This window comes from Nocardia vulneris (assembly GCF_001613425.1).
GTDB lineage: Bacteria > Actinomycetota > Actinomycetes > Mycobacteriales > Mycobacteriaceae > Nocardia > Nocardia vulneris.
Genome location: NZ_BDCI01000023.1, coordinates 426,680 through 443,813, shown reverse-complemented (window position 1 = coordinate 443,813; position 17,134 = coordinate 426,680). Strand labels below are relative to the sequence as shown.

Below are 17,134 nucleotides of genomic sequence, written 5' to 3'. Positions count from 1 at the left end.
TCAGCCCTCCTGTGTCTCTGCCGGTGCGTCGGCCACCGCGGTGGCGGCGCGTCCGGCCTCGGTGCTGGTCGCCGTGGTACCGGCGGAACCGGAGCGACGCGGGCGAGACGGACGCTCACGGCGCGGACGATCGCGATCGCCACCGGCCGGTGCGCTCGCGGCAGCCAGCTCACGCTTGCCACCGACGATGTCGCCCTTGTAGATCCAGACCTTCACGCCGATGCGACCGAAGGTGGTCTTGGCCTCGTAGAGGCCGTAGTCGATGTCGGCGCGCAGCGTGTGCAGCGGCACCCGACCCTCGCGGTAGAACTCCGAGCGCGACATTTCGGCGCCACCGAGGCGGCCCGAGCACTGCACGCGGATGCCCTTGACGTTCGGCGAACGCATGGCCGACTGGATGGCCTTGCGCATCGCGCGACGGAACGCCACACGGTTCGACAGCTGCTCGGCCACGGCCTGAGCAACCAGCTGCGCATCCGACTCGGGGTTCTTGACCTCGAGGATGTTCAGCTGCACCTGCTTCTTGGTGAGCTTCTCCAGCTCGGCGCGGATGCGATCGGCCTCGGCGCCACGGCGGCCGATGACGATGCCCGGACGAGCGGTGTGGATATCAACACGGACGCGATCCCGAGTCCGCTCGATCTCCACCTTGGAGATGCCCGCCCGCTCCATGCCGGTGGCGAGGAGCTTGCGGATGGCGACATCTTCCTTCACGTAGTCCGCGTACTGCTTGTCCGCGTACCAACGCGACTTCCAGTCGGTGGTGATACCGAGGCGGAAGCCATGGGGGTTGATTTTCTGTCCCATTTACTTTGCCCCTCCCTTCCGGCGGTTACGAGTTGCTGCTCCACCGGCGGCGGGGATGCTCTCGACCTCGATGGTGATGTGGCTGGTGCGCTTGCGAATACGGAACGCACGGCCCTGGGCACGCGGCTGGAACCGCTTCATGGTCGCGCCTTCGTCGACGTAGGCAGTCGAGATCACCAGGGTCGACGGGTTCAGGCCGAGGTTGTTCTCGGCGTTGGCCGCGGCACTGGCGACGACCTTGGCGACCGGCTCGCTCGCGGCCTGCGGCGCGAACTTCAGGATCGCCAGGGCGTCCTCGACGCGCTTGCCGCGGACCAGGTCCACGACACGGCGTGCCTTCATCGGGGTGACGCGAACGTGCTTTGCCGTCGCGCGGGCAGTCGGATTCTGAGTCTCAGTCGTCATCGCCGCTTGCTCTTCCGGTCTTCCTTGACGTGGCTCTTGAACGTCCTGGTCGGCGCGAACTCACCGAGCTTGTGCCCGACCATGTTGTCCGAGATGAACACCGGCACGTGCTTGCGACCGTCGTGGACGGCGAAGGTGTGGCCGATGAAATCGGGGATGATGGTCGAACGACGCGACCAGGTCTTGATGACCTGCTTCGTGCCCTTTTCGTTCTGCACGTCCACCTTCGCGAGGAGGTGGTCGTCGACGAACGGGCCCTTCTTGAGGCTGCGTGGCATTTCTTACCTCCTCCTTCAGCGCTTGTTCTTGCCGGACTTGCGGCGGCGGACGATGAGCTTGTCGCTCGGGCGGTTGGGCTTGCGGGTGCGGCCTTCCGGCTGACCCCACGGCGAGACCGGGTGGCGACCACCGGAGGTCTTGCCTTCACCACCACCGTGCGGGTGGTCGACCGGGTTCATGACGACACCACGGACCGTGGGGCGACGACCCTTCCAGCGCATACGGCCGGCCTTGCCCCAGTTGATGTTCGACTGCTCGGCGTTGCCGACCTCGCCGACGGTGGCGCGGCAGCGCACGTCGACGCGGCGGATTTCGCCGGAGGGCATACGCAGCGTGGCGTAGGTGCCTTCCTTACCGAGCAGCTGGATGCTGGATCCGGCCGAACGGGCCATCTTCGCGCCACCGCCCGGACGCAGTTCCACGTTGTGGATCGTGGTACCGGTCGGGATGTTGCGCAGCGGCAGGTTGTTGCCCGGCTTGATGTCGGCCGTGGGGCCGGACTCGATCGGGGTGCCCTGCACCACGCCCTTGGGCGCGATGATGTACCGCTTCTCGCCGTCCACGTAGTGGAGCAGCGCGATGTTCGCGGTGCGGTTGGGGTCGTACTCGATGTGCGCGACCTTGGCCGGGATGCCGTCCTTGTCCAGCCGACGGAAGTCGATCAGACGGTAGGCGCGCTTGTGGCCGCCACCGCGGTGCCGAGTGGTGATGCGACCGTGCGCATTACGACCACCCTTGCTGTGCAGCGGACGGATGAGCGACTTCTCGGGGGTCGACCGAGTGATCTCAGCGAAGTCCGAAACGGACGACCCGCGGCGACCCGGGGTTGTCGGCTTGTACTTACGAATTGCCATGAGTTCTTCTCTGCTTTCTGGATTCCCGTCCGCTTACGCGACCGGGCCTCCGAAGATCTCGATGGGCTTGCTGTCGGCCGAGATGGTCACGAGCGCGCGCTTGGTGTCCTTGCGCTTGCCGTAACCGAAGCGGGTCCGCTTGCGCTTGCCCTGACGGTTGGCGGTGTTGACGCTGGTGACCTTGACACCGAAGACCTTCTCGACGGCGATCTTGATCTGCGTCTTGTTGGAGTCCGGGTGCACCAGGAAGGTGTAAGTGCCTTCCTCGATCAGTCCGTAGGACTTCTCGGAGATGACCGGCGCCAGCAGGATGTCGCGGGGGTCGGCGATCGTGGTCACTTGCTCTCCTCCTGTGCTGCCTCGGCCGGGCCGTGCACAAAGGTGTTCAAGGCCTCGACGCTGAACACCACTTCGTCGCTGTAGAGCACGTCGTAGGTGTTGAGCTGGTCCGGTGCGATGGGCTGCACGTGCTCCAGGTTCGCCACGCTCTTCCACGCGGCCAGGTCCTCGCGGCCGACGACGACCAGGAACTTCTTGCGGTCCGACAGCTCGGCCAGGAAGCTCTTGGCGGTCTTGGTCGACGGGGTCTGCCCGGCGACCAGTTCGGTGACCACGTGGATACGTTCGTTGCGCGCCCGATCGGAGAGGGCACCGCGCAGGGCGGCGGCCTTCATCTTCTTCGGGGTGCGCTGGCTGTAGTCGCGCGGCTGCGGGCCGTGCACGGTGCCACCGCCGGTGAACTGCGGTGCGCGGGTCGAACCCTGACGGGCGCGACCGGTGCCCTTCTGGCGGTACGGCTTCTTGCCACCACCGGACACCTCGCCACGCGTCTTGGTCGAGTGCGTGCCCTGCCGGGCCGCGGCCAGCTGCGCGGTGACGACCTGATGCATCAGGGCGATGTTGGCGGTCACGTCGAAGATCTCCGCGGGGAGGTCGACGGTGCCGTTGGTCTTGCCGCCCGGCTCTTTCACCGGCAGCGTGAGGTTGGCCTTCTTCTCGAGGCTGGTCATGCGTGCGCACCACCCTTCACGGCGCTCTTGACGACGACGACGTTGCCGCGACGACCAGGGACGGCGCCCTTGATCAGCAGCAGGCCGTTCTCGACATCCACCTTGTGAACCGAGAGGTTCTGGGTGGTGACACGGTCGTTACCCATCCGACCCGACATGCGCATGCCCTTGAACACGCGGCCGGGGGTGGCGCAACCACCGATGGAACCCGGGCGACGGTGCACGGCCTGCGCACCGTGCGAGGCGCCCTGACCGGCGAAGCCGTGCCGCTTCATGGTGCCGGCGAAGCCCTTGCCCTTGCTGGTACCGGTGACGTCGACGTAGGTGCCCTCTTCGAACACGTCGGCGTTGATCTCCTGGCCGACCTCGAAGGTGGACGCGTCGGCGACGCGGATCTCGGCGACGTGGCGGCGCGGGGTGACACCGGCCTTGGCGAACTGGCCGGAGACCGGCTTGTTCACCTTGCGCGGGTCGATGGCGCCGAAAGCGACCTGGACGGCGCTGTAGCCGTCGCGCTCCACGGTGCGGATCTGGGTAATAACGTTCGGTCCGGCCTTGATCACGGTCACGGGAACGACGCGGTTCTTCTCGTCGAACACCTGGGTCATGCCGAGCTTGGTGCCCAGGATGCCCGCCGCAGGCCTGTTCTTGTTGTCAGTCATATCTCGAGTCCCCGTCACTGAATGTTGACGTCGACGCTGGCCGGCAGGTCGATGCGCATCAGCGCGTCGACCGTCTTCGGCGTCGGGTCGAGGATGTCGATCAGCCGCTTGTGCGTACGCATCTCGAAGTGCTCGCGCGAGTCCTTGTACTTGTGCGGCGAACGGATGACGCAGTACACGTTCTTCTCGGTCGGCAACGGCACCGGGCCGACGACGCGGGCCCCGGTACGGGTCACCGTCTCCACGATCTTGCGTGCTGACGCGTCGATCGCCTCGTGGTCGTAGGCCTTGAGCCTGATGCGGATCTTCTGTCCCGCCACGCTAAGTGTCCTTTTCTCCGCTTTTACCTTCGTGATCCGGAAGCTGGCTTCCGTACCACCCTCTATTTGCACAGCCCGAACACACGAAGACGTCTCACGTGAGACCGCGATCGAGCACGCACGCTCGATCCTCGCCGCTGTTCATCTGTCATGGTTCTCCGGTCCACGCGGTCGGGCGTGTCGCCCCTCCGCTCATTCCTCGGTCCTGGATCGAACTTCATCTCAGGCCTGGAACAATGTCCCGGACGTACCCACGCCGGTTTCCCAGCGAGGTACACGATTTAGTGCTCACTCGCCTCGCCCGGCCAATCCCGTTTCGCTCGGAAACAGGCACGGCCCGGTGCAAGGCAACCCGAACAGTATGCCCGACGCGCTCAGCGACATCAAATCCGGCCCCCCGCGCGGGCACTCGGACCAGACTACCCCCGGTCAACGGCGTAAAACGCGAAAACGGCGGTGCGCAACGCACCGCCGCATCGAGGCCGGCCGGCGCACACGTCTCCCTACAGGAACTGCACCACGAGGAAGTTCCGATTGACCTGACTCGGGTAGATGTTGCCCTGATAGAACCGCACCGGATCGACGATGCCGATGCTCACCGTGCCGCCGCGCGCGGCCGCCTCGGCGACGACGTCGGAGAAGTTCGCGTCGATATCCTCACCCGCGTGCGCGCCGGACAGCTGCGACGCCGGGTCCGCGTCGATCAGCCCGCGATCCATCCAGAGCCCGTCGAGCATGCCGGGAATGGGGCTGTTCCGCAGTGCGGCGGTCTCCGCGCCGTTGAGGTCCAAGGCCCCGTAGATGCCTGCGCCGGGATCGAACTCCGGCACGATCGCCGCCGCCTCACCCGCGGTGGTCGCACCCAGCACGGCGAGTCCGAGCGCGGTGGCGACACCGGCGACGACAGTACGAATACGCATACTCAAACTCCAGTTCACCTGCACACCAACAGAAATGGTGTTGGCCCCCAGTTGCGTGACAGCTCTGCGCAACGCAACAACTTAGCAAGCTGGTCGCTTGTCCGAAAAGTTCGGTATCGCGATTTTGCGCGTGAGTTGCGGCACACTGGACGGGGCGAACTTACTCCGCAGTAAGATGTCCGCATGACGAAAGAGACCGCGACCTACCGCGGCTGGAAGAAGCTGCCGGACAATCGGCTCGGGCACACGCTGTTCTCGCTGGGCATGGTGGCGCGGGTGCCGTACTTCGGCACGGTGCTGCCGAACGTGGTGCGGCTCGAGCCCGGACTGTGCGAGGTGACCTCGCCCAAATGGTTCGGCATCCACAACCATCTCGGCACCTTCCACGCCATCGCGGCGTGCAACCTGGCCGAGGTCGCGATGGGCATGCTGAGCGAGGCGACCGTGCCCGCGACGCATCGCTGGATCCCGAAGGCGATGAACGTGCAGTACCTGGCCAAGGCGGAGACCGGACTGCGGGCCGTGGCGAAGCTGCCGGAGATCCCCGACTTCGCGACGATCACCGAGGGGCAGAACCTGACCGTCCCGGTGTCGGTCTACGACAAGCACGGTCTCGAGGTCGTGCACGCGGACATCACCACCTGGGTCACCCCGAAGTAGCCGGCCGCTCCCGCACCGGCCACGGACGCCACCTCAGCAGGGCAGCGCCCGGCCGTCGTCGGCCAGCGCGCCGAGCACCGCGGCCGAGGCGCGGGAATCGGCCAGCATCCCACCGTGATCGGCCTGGTCGGTCGGGCAACCGTCCTGGAGCCAGATATTGCGGTCGGCCCCGGCCGGCGCGGCCAGCAGCGCGGTCTCCTGCGGGGTGATCACGGAGTCGGCGCGGGAGGCGATGGCCGTGTACCGCACACCGGGCACGGTCTCGCCCCCCGCGTTCAACCGGTTCAACAGAGGTGACCCGACCACCTGCTGCGTTCCCGGAGCTCCGAAGACCTGGGCCGCGATCTGCGCGTTGCCCAGGCCGATCGAGGCCAGATCGGGGTAGTTCTTCCGGAGCCCGTCCCAGGTCGAGCCCCGATACGGCGTGCCGAGGGTCACCACCTGCTCGACCGCCTCCGCACCGTGCGTGCGCAGATATTGCCGGATCACGGTGCCACCGGTGGAGTGGCCGACCAGCGCGACCTGACGCGCGCCGGTGTCGGCGCGCACGGCCTGCACGACATCGCCGAGTTCGTTGGCCATCCGGTCGATATCGGCGACGCCGTAGATGGTGCGGCCGAGGGCCGCGGCCCCGACCGGCCCGATACCCGTTGTGCTGGAACCGGCTTGGCCGCTCACCACGTCCCGCAACGCGGGCGCGGCACCGATGTTCGCCGCGTACACGCAATACCCTTCCGACCGCAGCAGCGGCGCGAGCAGCGCGTAACTGCGCACCGCGTCGGTGCCGGAACCGTGCACCAGCACCACCGGCTGCGGCCGGGCCTGCGACGGCCGGCAGGCCGCCTCGTTGGCTCCGCCGACCGCGGGAAACAGCGGTGCGGCCGTCGCGGCCGGCGCGGCGAGCAAGGTCGTGCAGGCAGCCGTGAACATCAGGCCGGCGATCCGCACGGCCTGTCTGCGAAACCACATGTCAAATTCCCAACGGAGCGGCCAGAGTCGGCCAGGAGTTCTTGAACGCTTCTTCCCAATAGCCCCAGGAATGGGTGCCGTCCGGGTGGATGTCATAGGTCGCCGGAATGCCCAGGGCATTCAGGCGGGTCTGCATATTGCGCGAGCAATAGTTGGTCGCCGCCTCGATGGCGCCGCCCTTGATGAGTTGCGCCGCGAAACCGTCGACACCGGGCAACGAATACTTGCCGTTCAGCTCGTCGTATTTACCGGGAATGCCGCCGCCGCTGGAAATGTAGATGGATTTCCCGCGCAACCCTTCGGCCTGGACGTACGGATCATTCGCCGCCCACCGCGGATCGCCGGGCGGCCCATACATATTCGCCATGGTCGCCCACCCCCACGTCTCGACCGTGAGATGGACGAACTGCTGGCCGACCGGATCGCTGATCTGCGCGCAACCGCTGTAGGCGGCGACACTGACGTAGAGGTCGCCGGTGGTCGCGGCGAGCGCGAGCGTGGTGGTGCCCGCCATGGAGAAGCCGGCCAGCGCGTTGCGGCCGCTGCTCGCGAAGTACCGGTCGGCGATCGGCGGAAGTTCCCGGGTCAGGAACGTCTTCCACTTCTGCTTGCCGAGCCGCTTGTCGTCGGTCACCCAGTCCGCGTAGTAGCTGAACTGCCCGCCGATCGGCGAGACCACGTTGACGTTCTTGGGCGAAAGGAACTCCATCACATCGGTTTCCGTCGCCCAGGTGACGCCGTCGTCACCGCCGCCCGCACCCTGCAGCAGATAGAGAACGGGCCGCGGCACGCTGGTGTCGAACGCACGCTGCATATCGACCTGGATATCGCGATCCATTGCCGCGGAATGAATTGTCAAAGTCGCCTTGCGCGCATCGTGCTGTTGCACCGCGACAATCGAGGATTCCATCGGCTCGGCCTGTGCCCGGCCCGGAATTACCGCTGTGGCGACCGCTCCGACCGTGACCGCGAGCACACCAAGCCAGCGGACGTAGCTGCCTCTCATGATTCCCCTTCTCCAGAGCACGACACCGCCCGTGCTCCTGAGCCAGGCTAGCTTGCGGCACAACCACTTTCACGCCTCGAGTTGCTGGGACACCAATTCTGGGGGCAGGTCCGGAATGCAATTTCGAACCGCTTTATTTCACGTCGGCGACTTACCGCGAGACCCGAATTCCGGGGCCCCGGCGGGCGGGGGCAGTTGCGTCGGTGTGGCCGCAACGGATTGAATGCCTGTATGGGTGTCAGCGCGGTCGGAGATGTCGACGTTTGTGTGGTCGGGCTCGGCCCGACCGGCCGGGCACTGGCGCATCGGGCGATGCGCGCCGGGCTGCGCGTGACCGCCGTCGATCCGCGCCCGGATAGGCTCTGGCCGCCCACCTTCTCCTGCTGGGTCGACGAGCTACCGCAGTGGCTGCCGTCGAGCGCCGTCGCCAGCCGGATTCCCACGCCGACGGTCTGGACGACGACCGAACTCCGGATCGACCGCCCCTACTGCGTGCTGTCCAAGACCGGATTGCGCGACGCCCTCCCCCTCGACGACGCCACCGTGCTCGCGGACCGCGCCACCAGCGTCGACGCGCACCGCGTCGAACTGGCCGGGGGCGCGACGATCACCGCCGCAACGGTTTTCGACACCCGTGGCCTGCCCACCCTCGGGCAACGCCGAGCGGCCAGCGCGCACGGCATCTTCGTGGCCGCCGAAACGGCCGCGCCGATGGTCGCCGACCAAGAGGGACTCCTGCTGGACTGGCGGCCGGAGAACGGCGCGGGCCCCGACGAGCCGCCGTCGTTCCTCTACGCGGTACCACTCGGCGACGGCACGGTGATCTTCGAGGAGACCAGCCTCGGCCTGCGCGGCGGCATGCCGCAGCACGAACTGCGCAGGCGCACGCTCAACCGCCTTGCCGCGCACGGTATCCTGCTCACCGGCGACGAGCCGCACGAAGCCGCGCACTACCCACTGGATCAGCCGCCGCCGAAGCGGGGTACCGCCGTCGCGGTGCCGTTCGGCTCGCGCGGCGGCATGATGCATCCGTGCACCGGCTACAGCGTCGCCGACTCGCTGGCCCTGGTCGACACCGCGGTCGCCGCGGTGCAGGCGGGCCGTGACCCGGTGGCCGAATTGTGGCCGCGCCGAGCGCGGTTGGTGTATTGGATGCGGATGCGCGGCCTGTACGGCCTCGGCCGGTTGACCACAGAACAGTCCATCGCGATGTTCGACGCGTTCTTCAGCGCCTCCCCGCGCGGACAGCGCGCGCTGCTGTCCGCGCACGACGACTACACCGCACTCGGCGCGGTGCTGTTCAACACCGTCGCGCACACCTGGCCGTTCCACTGGCGGTACGACCTCGTGGGCTGGACCCACCGCAACCGCTGGCTCGGCTACGACTTCGATCAGGCGCCGGTCTCGGCGGCCCGGCGGTAGCCGCGGATCGCGGGGTAGGTGCACACCACGATCACGCCCAGGGTCCACAGCAGCGTCTTCAGCAGCGGTTCGGCGACCGGTCCGCCGTAGGAAAGCCCGCGCATCGCGTCGATCGCACAGCTCATCGGCTGGTTCTGCACCGTGGCCTGCAACCACCTCGGATAGGCGAAGGCGGGGGCGAAACCGGTGTTGAAGAACATCAGCAGGGTGTTGATGATGCCGATGACGTTCACCAGCATCACCCCCTCGGTGATGGTCGCCAGCGCGGTGACGAGCACCGCGAACGCGACGCCGAACAGCACCGGAATCCCGATCAGCGCGAGACCCGCGAGCGGCCCGTTGAGGAAGCGGAACCCGAGCAGCAGGCCCACCACGATCACGAACAGCGTCGTGACCAGCACGCGCACCGCCTCGGCCAGCAGTCGACCGGTGAGCCCGGCGGCCCGGTGGATCGGCATGGTCCAGAACCGGCCGAGCAGGCCGGTCATCTTCTCGCCCTTGAAACCCAGCGCACTCACGACCGCGCCGGACATGGCGGCGACCAGCGTGAGCAACGACACCTGGGCATAGATGCTCGGCTGACCGGTGTAGCCGGTGATCGAGCGGCCGAGCACGATCTGGAACATCCACAGCGTCAGCGCCGGATACACCAGAGTCTGGATCGTGGTCGCGGGGTCGCGTGTCCACACCAGCAGCAGGCGTTTGCACTGGATCAGGCTGTGCGTGGCCCAATTGGCCAGCGCGCTCTCGGGTTTCGCCGTCACCACGGGCAACGGCGTGTTCCACGCGAGGTGCTCGGGGTCGGCCGGCGCCATGGTCGCCTCCGCTGAACTGGTCATGACCGCCTCACACTCGCCCAGATCGCCAAGGGGGTGAACACCAGCGCGAGCCCGCTCACCCACACCAATGGCACCCACAACACTTGCCAGGTCACCCCGTCGGCCGCCATGTCGCGCAGGGCGAAGGAGAACTGGGAGACCGGCTGATTACGCACGAACCCGCGAATCCATTCGGGGAACTGCCCTTCCGGGACGAAACCGCAGGACAGCATGCCGAAAATCAACGTGGGCAGGGTCAAGGCCTGGCTCAGCGATTCCGGGCTCTTGGTCAGGCTGCCGAGCGCGTCCGCGCCGAGTGCCAGCGTGGTCCCGACCGCCAGCGAGAACGCGCAGAACAGCACGGCCTGACCGAAGCCCGCGACGAACCGGAAACCGATCAGATAGCCGAACAGGATCGCCGCGGCGAGCGAGGTGACCGAGCGCACCAGTCCGGCCGCGATCCGCGCGGACAGCGGGACCAGCATGCCGATCGGCATGGTCTGCATGCGGGTGCTCAAACCGGTGAGCGCCTCGAAGGCGGACAGCTGGGCGTTCGACATCATGGTGAACGCCATCGTCTGCAACACGATGATCGGCATCACGTACTGCGCGTAGTCGATGCCGTGGAACTTCATCACGAAACGCAGCGGCAGATAGAAGCCGAGGGTGAACACCAGCGGCGTCACCACCGCGACGATCAGTTCCCCTTTGGTGGCCATGGTCCGGACGATGCGGCCGGTCAGCGCGCGCCACTGGGCGAACGAGGACAGCTTGGCCGCGGGGAGGTCGGCGAACAGCATGGCCGCGTCGGCGCCGGGCGCCGCAGCGGTGGCAGTGCTCACGACTTGCCGCCCGCGTGGCCGGTGATGGACAGGAAGACATCGTCGAGCGAGGGCCTGCGCAGCGCGATATCGGCCAGCGGGATGCCCGCGCTGTCCAGCCGGCGCAGCGCCTCGGTGAGGGTGGCCGCGCCGTCGCGCGCCGGGATGGAGAGCCGGTCGCTGCCGTTGAGGTCGGCCAGCACCGCGGCGGGCACCAGGTCGCCGAGCGCGTCCGCGGTCAGTTGCAGTTTGGTCGGATCCAGCGGCACCACCTCGCAGTAGCTGCCGCCGGTCTTCTCCTTGAGCTCGTCGGCGGTGCCCTCGGCGATCACCGTGCCCTTGTCGATGACGATGATGTTGTCGCTGAGCACGTCGGCTTCCTCGAGGTACTGCGTGGTGAGCAACACCGTGATGCCCTGCGCCTTGAGCGCGTTGACCAGATCCCACACGCCTTGACGACTGCGCGGATCGAGACCGGTGGTCGGTTCGTCGAGGAACACCACTTCGGGTCGCACCACCAGACCGCAGGCGATATCCACCCGGCGGCGCATACCGCCGGAGTAGTGGCGCACCGCCCGCCGGCCCGCGCCGACCAGATCGAACTCCTCGAGCAAGGTGTCGGCCCGCTTGCGTGCGACGGACTTGCTCAGTCCCATCAGCCTGCCGAACAGTTCCAGGTTCTCCCGGCCGGACAGGTTCTCGTCGAGGGCGGCGTACTGGCCGGTCATCATGATCGAGCGCCGCACCCCGGCCGGGTCCTTCAGCACGTCGTGCCCGGCGACCACCGCGGTGCCGGAGTCCGGGCGCAACAGGGTGGACAGGATCTTCACCATCGTCGTCTTGCCCGCACCGTTCGGGCCGAGGATGCCGAGCACCGAGGCCCGCTCGGCGACGAAGCTGACGCCCTGCAGTGCGTGCACGTCGCCGAACGACTTCCGGACATCCGCCACACGGACCGCTGGCTCATTCGCACGCAGATCTGCTTGGTTCAAGCTCGGCATCAACTCTCCACTATCGGCAATTGCGGCGATTCTCGGTCGCCGGAGCGCGCGCGTATACGTCCCGAATGGTGATCCGTAGCGCTGGGCGTGATGTTACCGGTCTGTGGGGTTCCGGCCGGGCCACCCGCGCAGTACCCAACTGGACCCCGAGTTAATTGTGTCCTTACTCACATTTACCGATCTCGGTCCGGCGTCGGGCGAATCGGCGCTGGTGGACGTGCTCGAGGGCAGCGCAGTGGCGACGAAGGAGCCTTTACGGTCCGTCCCGGCGACCATAGTCTGCTATTCGGGGGAACACTCACTCGTCCGCGGCGGCCGCCGGTAACCGGTCCGCTCGCCGATTTCGATACTGCGAGAGGTGATCATGGCCGAGTCCGCGCAGCCCCGGGTGGCAGCGCAGCCGGGAGGATCGGGCCGACCGAACGTGCTGACGTCCTACGATCCGCGCACCGGCGAAACCGTCGGGAACTACGCCATCATGGGCGCGGGTGAAATCAACCGAACGGTACGAGGTGCGCGCTCGGCCGAAAAATGGTGGGCCGAACTGGGATTCAGCGGACGCAAGCGCTGGCTGCTGGATTGGAAGCACGATATCGCGCGCCGCGCAGGCGAATTGGTCGAGATCCTGTCCGAGGAAACCGGAAAACCGGAGGCGGACGCGGCGATCGAGGTGATGCTGGCGGTCGAGAACCTGGACTGGGCGGCGCGCAACGCCGGCCGCGCGCTCGGCAGGCACAAGCTCGGGTCCAGCTGGCTGAGCCGCAATCAGCGCGCCTCGGTGGGCTATCTGCCGCTCGGTGTGATCGGCGTGCTCGGCCCCTGGCACAACCCGGTGTTCACGCCCATGGGTTCGATCGCCTACGCGATGGCCGCGGGCAACACGGTGGTGTTCAAGCCGCACGAGCTGACCACCGGGGTCGGCGTCTGGCTGGCCGACAGCTGGTCCAGGCTGGCGCCGAATCAGCCGGTGCTGCAAGTGGTTACCGGCGACACCGGGACCGGCAACGCGCTGTGCCGGGCCAAGGTGGACAAGATCGCCTATGCCGGTTCGGAATCCGGCGCGCGCGAGGTGATCGCGCTGTGCACCCAGACGATGACGCCGGTGGTGGTCGAGCGCAGCGGCAAGGGCAGCATGGTCGTGCACGTCGACGCGAAGCTCGACGATGCCGCGGAGGCAGCGGTTTTCGGCGCGATGGCCAACGCGGGACAGAACGCCACCGGCATCCAGCGCGCCTACGTCGCCGAGTCGGTGTACGAACCGTTCCTGGAACTCGTTGCCGCCCAGGCGAGCAAGCTCCGCCCGGGGGCGGACAAGCGCGCGTCCTACGGCCCGATGATCCTGGAGTCACAGGTCGAGGTGGTGCGCAAGCAGATTCGCGACGCGCTCGCCCGCGGCGGCCGCGCCGTGGTCGGCGGCCTCGATTCGATTCGCGAGCCCTACATCGAACCCGTGGTGCTCACCGAGGTCCCGGAGGACAGCACGGCGATCACCGGCGAGGGCATCGGTCCCGTGCTGATCGTGAACAAGGTGACCAGCATGGACGACGCGGCCCAGCGCATCAACGCGGTGGGCACCGACGTCGCGGTCTCGGTGTTCACCAGGGACGTGCACGAGATCGAGCAGTTCGCCGAGCAGCTCCGGGTGGGCGTGGTCACCATCAATTCCTCCTCGGCCTACGCGGGCATTCCCGCGCTCCCGTTCGGCGGCGTCGGCGAATACGGGCAGGGCCACAGCCACGGCGATCAGGGCCTACGCGAGTTCAGCCACACCCTGGCCATCGCCCGCAAGCGCTACAAGGCGCCAGTCGACCTGTCCACCTTCGACCGTCATCCGCGCCATCTGCGGTTGGCCAGAGCCATCTTCCGGCTGCGGCACGGCAGACGCAGCTAGACCGGGCCTAAGCCGCAGGGCCCAGCAGCACCGCTTCCATCAGCGCGGTGACGCGGGCGAGCTGCGTTGGGCGCGAATCGAATCGGATCAACCGGCCGACATCGATCACCTGACCGATCGCGGCGTGCACCCGGAACCGCGCCTCGGTCGGGTCGCCGTCGAGCAGATTGGCCCACTCCAGCACGTTCTGGCGTTGGATGGCCCGGAGCTTGTGCTGTTCGGCCGGGGGCAGATTGCTGAACTCGGCGTAGTAGACCGGCATGATCTCCGGCATCTGGAAGGTGAGTTTGGCCTGCCGTTCGGCGATCCGGCGGACGGCGTCGGCTCGGCTGGTCGCCTCGGCCAGCGCCTCGGTGATCGCGAGCGCCACCCGGTCGCCGGTCCGATAGAAGGCGGCGGCGAGCAGATCGGACTTGCTGGCGAAGTAGCGGTACACGCTCGACGCGTTGATGCCGACGGCCGCGCCGATCTCCTCGATGCTCGCCTCGTGATAGCCCTGGCGGCCGAAGATCCGGATCGCCTCGGTGAGCAGCTGTTCGCGTTTCGACGAGACCGGCAGGCCCCGGGTGACCGGGCCCGGCTCCGGCTCCGGCGGCGCGGGCGGCAGGTCGGCGCGCAGGATCGCCCACGCCATATCGCGCAGCAGCGGCAGCAGCCGGGCGCCGGACAGCGCGCTGCGATGCGCGGAGATGCTGGCGATCGCACTGAGTACCGCGGCAGCCAGCATCGCGACGTCGGCGGGCGGACTTTCCGGACGCAGTTGCTCGATGGGTTCGGCCAGGGTGGCGTTCAGGTCGTCGTAGATCTCGCGGATCCGGATCCGGTCCTCGCGTTCCAGGTAGCGCCGCTCCCAGCGGTACAGCCCGGCCTCGCGGCGGATCTCGATGGTGTGCTCGCTGATCGCCCTGATCAGCGCGTCCAGCCGGGCGGCGGGTTCGAGTTGCGGATCGTCCGCGGCCCGGGCGACAGTGAGCAGGTGCCGCGCGCCCTCTTCCGCGGCCGCGACGAGCAGCGCGTATTTGTTCGTGAAGTGCCGGTACAGCGCGGGACCGGAGATCCCGACCTCGGCGGCGATCTCGTCCACGCCGACCGGGTAGTACCCGCGGTCGCTGAACGCGCGCGCGGCGGCCCGGATGATCTGCACCTTGCGATCCTTGGGCCGGCGGCGCACGGGTCCGGCATCAGGGCGCGCGGAAGCGAGGCCGACCTCGCTGCGGTCCGCGACCATGCACCTCTCCGTTCTGCTCGGCGGCGCTGGTTGACAGCGCCCGACGATGGAACCTAAGTTAACCACAATTCGCAAAGTTAACCAGTATTCATGGCACGATAGCCGCAGAGTTGCAGCGTAGGAGCGAACATGAGCAATACAGATTCCGCGGCTGTGACCGCGTCCTCCGGGCCTGCCGCGGGTTTCTCGGCGGTGCGGGACGGCAAGGTCCTCCGGGTGACCCTCACCAAGCCGAAGCGCAAGAACGCGGTCGATTACGACACCATGGTCGCGCTCGGCGACACCATCGCCGCCGCGGCCACCGACCGTTCCGTGCGGGTCATCGTGCTGACCGGCGAGGGCAGCGATTTCTGCACCGGGGCCGACCTGTCCACCTCGGTGGCCGAGGCGCAGCGCGGCATCACCCCCGAGATGACGATGGACGCGGCCAACCGGCTGGTGAAGGCGATCGTGGACGCGCCGATCCCGGTGGTGGTCCGGGTGAAGGGGGCGGCCGCGGGGGTCGGCGTCGGCATCGCGCTGGCCGCCGATCTGATCTACGCCAGCGAGGATGCCTATCTCCTGCTGGCGTTCATCAACATCGGGTTGATGCCCGACGGCGGCGCGGCCGCGATGATCGCGGCCGCCGCGGGCCGCACGCTGGCGGCGGAGATGGCACTGCTCGGTGAGCGACTGCCCGCTGCCGCGGCCAAAGCGGCGGGGTTGTTCACCGCGGTGGTCCCCGAGGCCGAACTCGACGCGAAGGTGGCGGCCGCGGTCGCCAAGCTCGCCGCGGGCCCGCGCCGCGCCCTCGAGCTCACCAAGCAGGCGTTGAACCAGGCGACGCTGACTTCCCTGGACGCCGCCTTGGCCGCCGAAAAGTCCGGGCAGAGCGAACTTTTGACGTCCCCGGACTTCGCCGAGGGGGCCACCGCCATGCTGACCAAGCGCAAGGCCGTCTTCGCGGACTGAGCAGGCGCGCACCGCCGTCGGCGCACCGGGTCTGGGCTGCAGACGCGGCGCGGCCGATGAGCTATGTTGATCGGCTATGGGCTACCTGGTTACCGGGGCAACTGGGTTCATCGGTCGTTTTCTCATCCCCGAGCTGCTGAAACGCGAGGGCGATATCCATGTGCTGGTGCGGCCGGGCGTCGAGTCCGCCGACCGGTTCACCTGCTGTGCCCGGGAATGGGACGGCGGCGATCGGGTGCAGGCGGTGCGCGGCGACCTCGGTGCCCCGGGTCTGGGTATCGACCCGGTCTGGCTGGCCGCCCACCGCGGCACGATCGATCATGTCTTCCATCTGGCGTCCAGTTACGACACAGCCGAGCGCGGCGACGGCACCAAACATCTGGTCGACGTCGCGGAAAGCTTGAAAGCCGGTCTGCTGCATCATGTCTCGACGGTGGATATCGCCGGTACCGCGACCGGCCTGTTCACCGAGGACATGTTCGACGCGGGACAGCAGTTCACCACGCCGGCCCAGCGCGCCAAATTCGAGGCCGAGCGGATCGTGCGCACGTCGGCACTGCCCTGGCGGATCTATCGTCCGTCGATCGTCATCGGCCATTCCCGCACCGGCGAGATCGATCGGATCGACGGCCCGTACTACTTCTTCCGGCTGCTCCGGATGGGCGCGCAGCTGCCGCGCATCCTGCCGGTGCTGGTGCCCAAGCTCGGCGAAACCAACATGGTGCCGGTCGATTTCGTGGCCCGCGCGCTGGATCATCTCGCGCACCGGCCCGGCCCGAACGAGCAGACCTATCACCTGATCGACCCGCGCAGGCAGGGCGTGGCCGAGGCGCTCAATCTGTTCGCCGACGAGGCGGGCGCGCCGCACCTGGTCGAGGTGATGCCGAAACGCGCACTGGACATGGCTTTACAGGTGCCCGGGGCGAGCTGGCTGCTCCCCCGCGTCGGGGTGCCCCGAGAGGTGCTGGAGCACAGCGAGTTCAGCTGCTGGTTCGATTGCCGCAACACCACCGCGGCCCTGGCGGGCACCGATATCAAGGTCCCGCCGCTGGCCGGCTACGCCCCGCTCATCTGGCGGTACTGGATCGAGAACTGGGTGGTCTGAACGGC

The 17,134-nt window shown here is 67.7% G+C and carries 20 protein-coding genes; 5 read left to right on the top strand and 15 right to left on the bottom strand.

Annotated elements, in window-relative coordinates:
- The 9 genes from rpsC to NVU01S_RS26360 all read right to left on the bottom strand — a co-directional run bounded on the left by rpsC (position 1) and on the right by NVU01S_RS26360 (position 5,257).
- Complete coding sequence (rpsC, locus tag NVU01S_RS26400) at positions 1-807, bottom strand: 30S ribosomal protein S3 (protein ID WP_029892584.1); 807 nt, start codon at positions 805-807, stop codon at positions 1-3.
- Positions 808-1,212 carry a 50S ribosomal protein L22 gene (gene rplV, locus NVU01S_RS26395; protein ID WP_029892585.1) on the bottom strand — a complete coding sequence of 135 codons (405 nt, stop codon included), beginning with the start codon at positions 1,210-1,212 and terminating at the stop codon, positions 808-810.
- Positions 1,209-1,490 carry a 30S ribosomal protein S19 gene (gene rpsS, locus NVU01S_RS26390; RefSeq protein WP_014981659.1) on the bottom strand — a complete coding sequence of 94 codons (282 nt, stop codon included), beginning with the start codon at positions 1,488-1,490 and terminating at the stop codon, positions 1,209-1,211. Before rpsS ends, rplV begins: the two co-directional genes overlap by 4 nt.
- Before the next feature lie 15 nt (positions 1,491-1,505).
- Complete coding sequence (rplB, locus tag NVU01S_RS26385) at positions 1,506-2,345, bottom strand: 50S ribosomal protein L2 (protein ID WP_014981658.1); 840 nt, start codon at positions 2,343-2,345, stop codon at positions 1,506-1,508.
- A gap of 33 nt (positions 2,346-2,378) precedes the next feature.
- On the bottom strand, positions 2,379-2,684 hold the full coding sequence (rplW, locus tag NVU01S_RS26380; RefSeq protein WP_014981657.1) for a 50S ribosomal protein L23: 306 nt from the start codon (positions 2,682-2,684) through the stop codon (positions 2,379-2,381).
- Positions 2,681-3,355 carry a 50S ribosomal protein L4 gene (rplD, locus tag NVU01S_RS26375; RefSeq protein ID WP_042265163.1) on the bottom strand — a complete coding sequence of 225 codons (675 nt, stop codon included), beginning with the start codon at positions 3,353-3,355 and terminating at the stop codon, positions 2,681-2,683. Before rplD ends, rplW begins: the two co-directional genes overlap by 4 nt.
- The gene (gene rplC / locus NVU01S_RS26370; protein WP_014981655.1) at positions 3,352-4,017 is read right to left on the bottom strand and encodes a 50S ribosomal protein L3; all 666 of its coding nucleotides are present in this window, start codon (positions 4,015-4,017) and stop codon (positions 3,352-3,354) included. The genes rplD and rplC overlap by 4 nt, the downstream gene beginning before the upstream one ends.
- Positions 4,018-4,031: 14 nt before the next feature.
- Complete coding sequence (rpsJ, locus tag NVU01S_RS26365; protein WP_003938093.1) at positions 4,032-4,337, bottom strand: 30S ribosomal protein S10; 306 nt, start codon at positions 4,335-4,337, stop codon at positions 4,032-4,034.
- Positions 4,338-4,840: 503 nt separating this feature from the next.
- A complete protein-coding gene (locus NVU01S_RS26360; RefSeq protein WP_043664485.1) occupies positions 4,841-5,257 on the bottom strand; it encodes a hypothetical protein in 417 nt (138 codons plus the stop codon).
- Positions 5,258-5,440: 183 nt separating this feature from the next.
- Between NVU01S_RS26360 and NVU01S_RS26355 the strand changes: the two genes are divergently transcribed.
- Entirely contained in the window at positions 5,441-5,917 is a 477-nt protein-coding gene (locus NVU01S_RS26355; RefSeq protein WP_014981653.1) for a hotdog fold domain-containing protein, read from the top strand.
- Between the two features lie 33 nt (positions 5,918-5,950).
- Here the strand turns inward: NVU01S_RS26355 and NVU01S_RS26350 are convergent, their stop codons facing one another.
- Together NVU01S_RS26350 and NVU01S_RS26345 are read right to left on the bottom strand one after the other, a co-directional pair.
- Positions 5,951-6,886 (bottom strand): esterase/lipase family protein, encoded by a 936-nt coding sequence (locus tag NVU01S_RS26350; protein WP_043664487.1) that lies wholly within the window; start codon positions 6,884-6,886, stop codon positions 5,951-5,953.
- 1 nt (position 6,887) lies between these two features.
- Positions 6,888-7,892, bottom strand: a complete 1,005-nt coding sequence (locus NVU01S_RS26345; RefSeq protein ID WP_043664489.1) for an alpha/beta hydrolase — start codon at positions 7,890-7,892, stop codon at positions 6,888-6,890.
- A 231-nt stretch (positions 7,893-8,123) separates the two neighbouring features.
- Between NVU01S_RS26345 and NVU01S_RS26340 the strand changes: the two genes are divergently transcribed.
- Positions 8,124-9,314: a lycopene cyclase family protein gene (locus NVU01S_RS26340; RefSeq protein WP_043664490.1), complete on the top strand. Its 1,191-nt coding sequence runs from the start codon at positions 8,124-8,126 to the stop codon at positions 9,312-9,314.
- Here NVU01S_RS26340 and NVU01S_RS26335 read toward each other — a convergent pair.
- The 3 genes from NVU01S_RS26335 to NVU01S_RS26325 are packed head-to-tail and all read right to left on the bottom strand — an operon-like array spanning position 9,284 to position 11,954.
- Positions 9,284-10,153, bottom strand: a complete 870-nt coding sequence (locus tag NVU01S_RS26335) for an ABC transporter permease (protein WP_043664492.1) — start codon at positions 10,151-10,153, stop codon at positions 9,284-9,286. The two genes, NVU01S_RS26340 and NVU01S_RS26335, sit on opposite strands and share 31 nt — an antisense overlap.
- Positions 10,150-10,932 carry an ABC transporter permease gene (locus tag NVU01S_RS26330; RefSeq protein WP_156161421.1) on the bottom strand — a complete coding sequence of 261 codons (783 nt, stop codon included), beginning with the start codon at positions 10,930-10,932 and terminating at the stop codon, positions 10,150-10,152. Before NVU01S_RS26330 ends, NVU01S_RS26335 begins: the two co-directional genes overlap by 4 nt.
- 38 nt (positions 10,933-10,970) lie before the next feature.
- A complete protein-coding gene (locus NVU01S_RS26325; RefSeq protein WP_042265181.1) occupies positions 10,971-11,954 on the bottom strand; it encodes an ATP-binding cassette domain-containing protein in 984 nt (327 codons plus the stop codon).
- Between the two features lie 364 nt (positions 11,955-12,318).
- Here NVU01S_RS26325 and NVU01S_RS26320 point away from each other — a divergent pair, with 364 nt between their 5' ends.
- Positions 12,319-13,845 carry an aldehyde dehydrogenase family protein gene (locus tag NVU01S_RS26320; protein WP_082031833.1) on the top strand — a complete coding sequence of 509 codons (1,527 nt, stop codon included), beginning with the start codon at positions 12,319-12,321 and terminating at the stop codon, positions 13,843-13,845.
- A 7-nt stretch (positions 13,846-13,852) separates the two neighbouring features.
- On the opposite strand, the gene NVU01S_RS26315 is transcribed toward NVU01S_RS26320, so the two are convergent.
- A complete protein-coding gene (locus NVU01S_RS26315) occupies positions 13,853-15,073 on the bottom strand; it encodes a TetR/AcrR family transcriptional regulator (RefSeq protein WP_043664497.1) in 1,221 nt (406 codons plus the stop codon).
- A 129-nt stretch (positions 15,074-15,202) separates the two neighbouring features.
- On the opposite strand from NVU01S_RS26315, the gene NVU01S_RS26310 reads away from it, so the two are divergent.
- Positions 15,203-16,024 (top strand): enoyl-CoA hydratase-related protein, encoded by an 822-nt coding sequence (locus tag NVU01S_RS26310; RefSeq protein ID WP_052280180.1) that lies wholly within the window; start codon positions 15,203-15,205, stop codon positions 16,022-16,024.
- 76 nt (positions 16,025-16,100) lie between these two features.
- Positions 16,101-17,129, top strand: coding sequence for an SDR family oxidoreductase (locus NVU01S_RS26305; protein WP_043664503.1), 1,029 nt, complete (start codon positions 16,101-16,103; stop codon positions 17,127-17,129).
- Positions 17,130-17,134 lie beyond the last annotated feature (5 nt).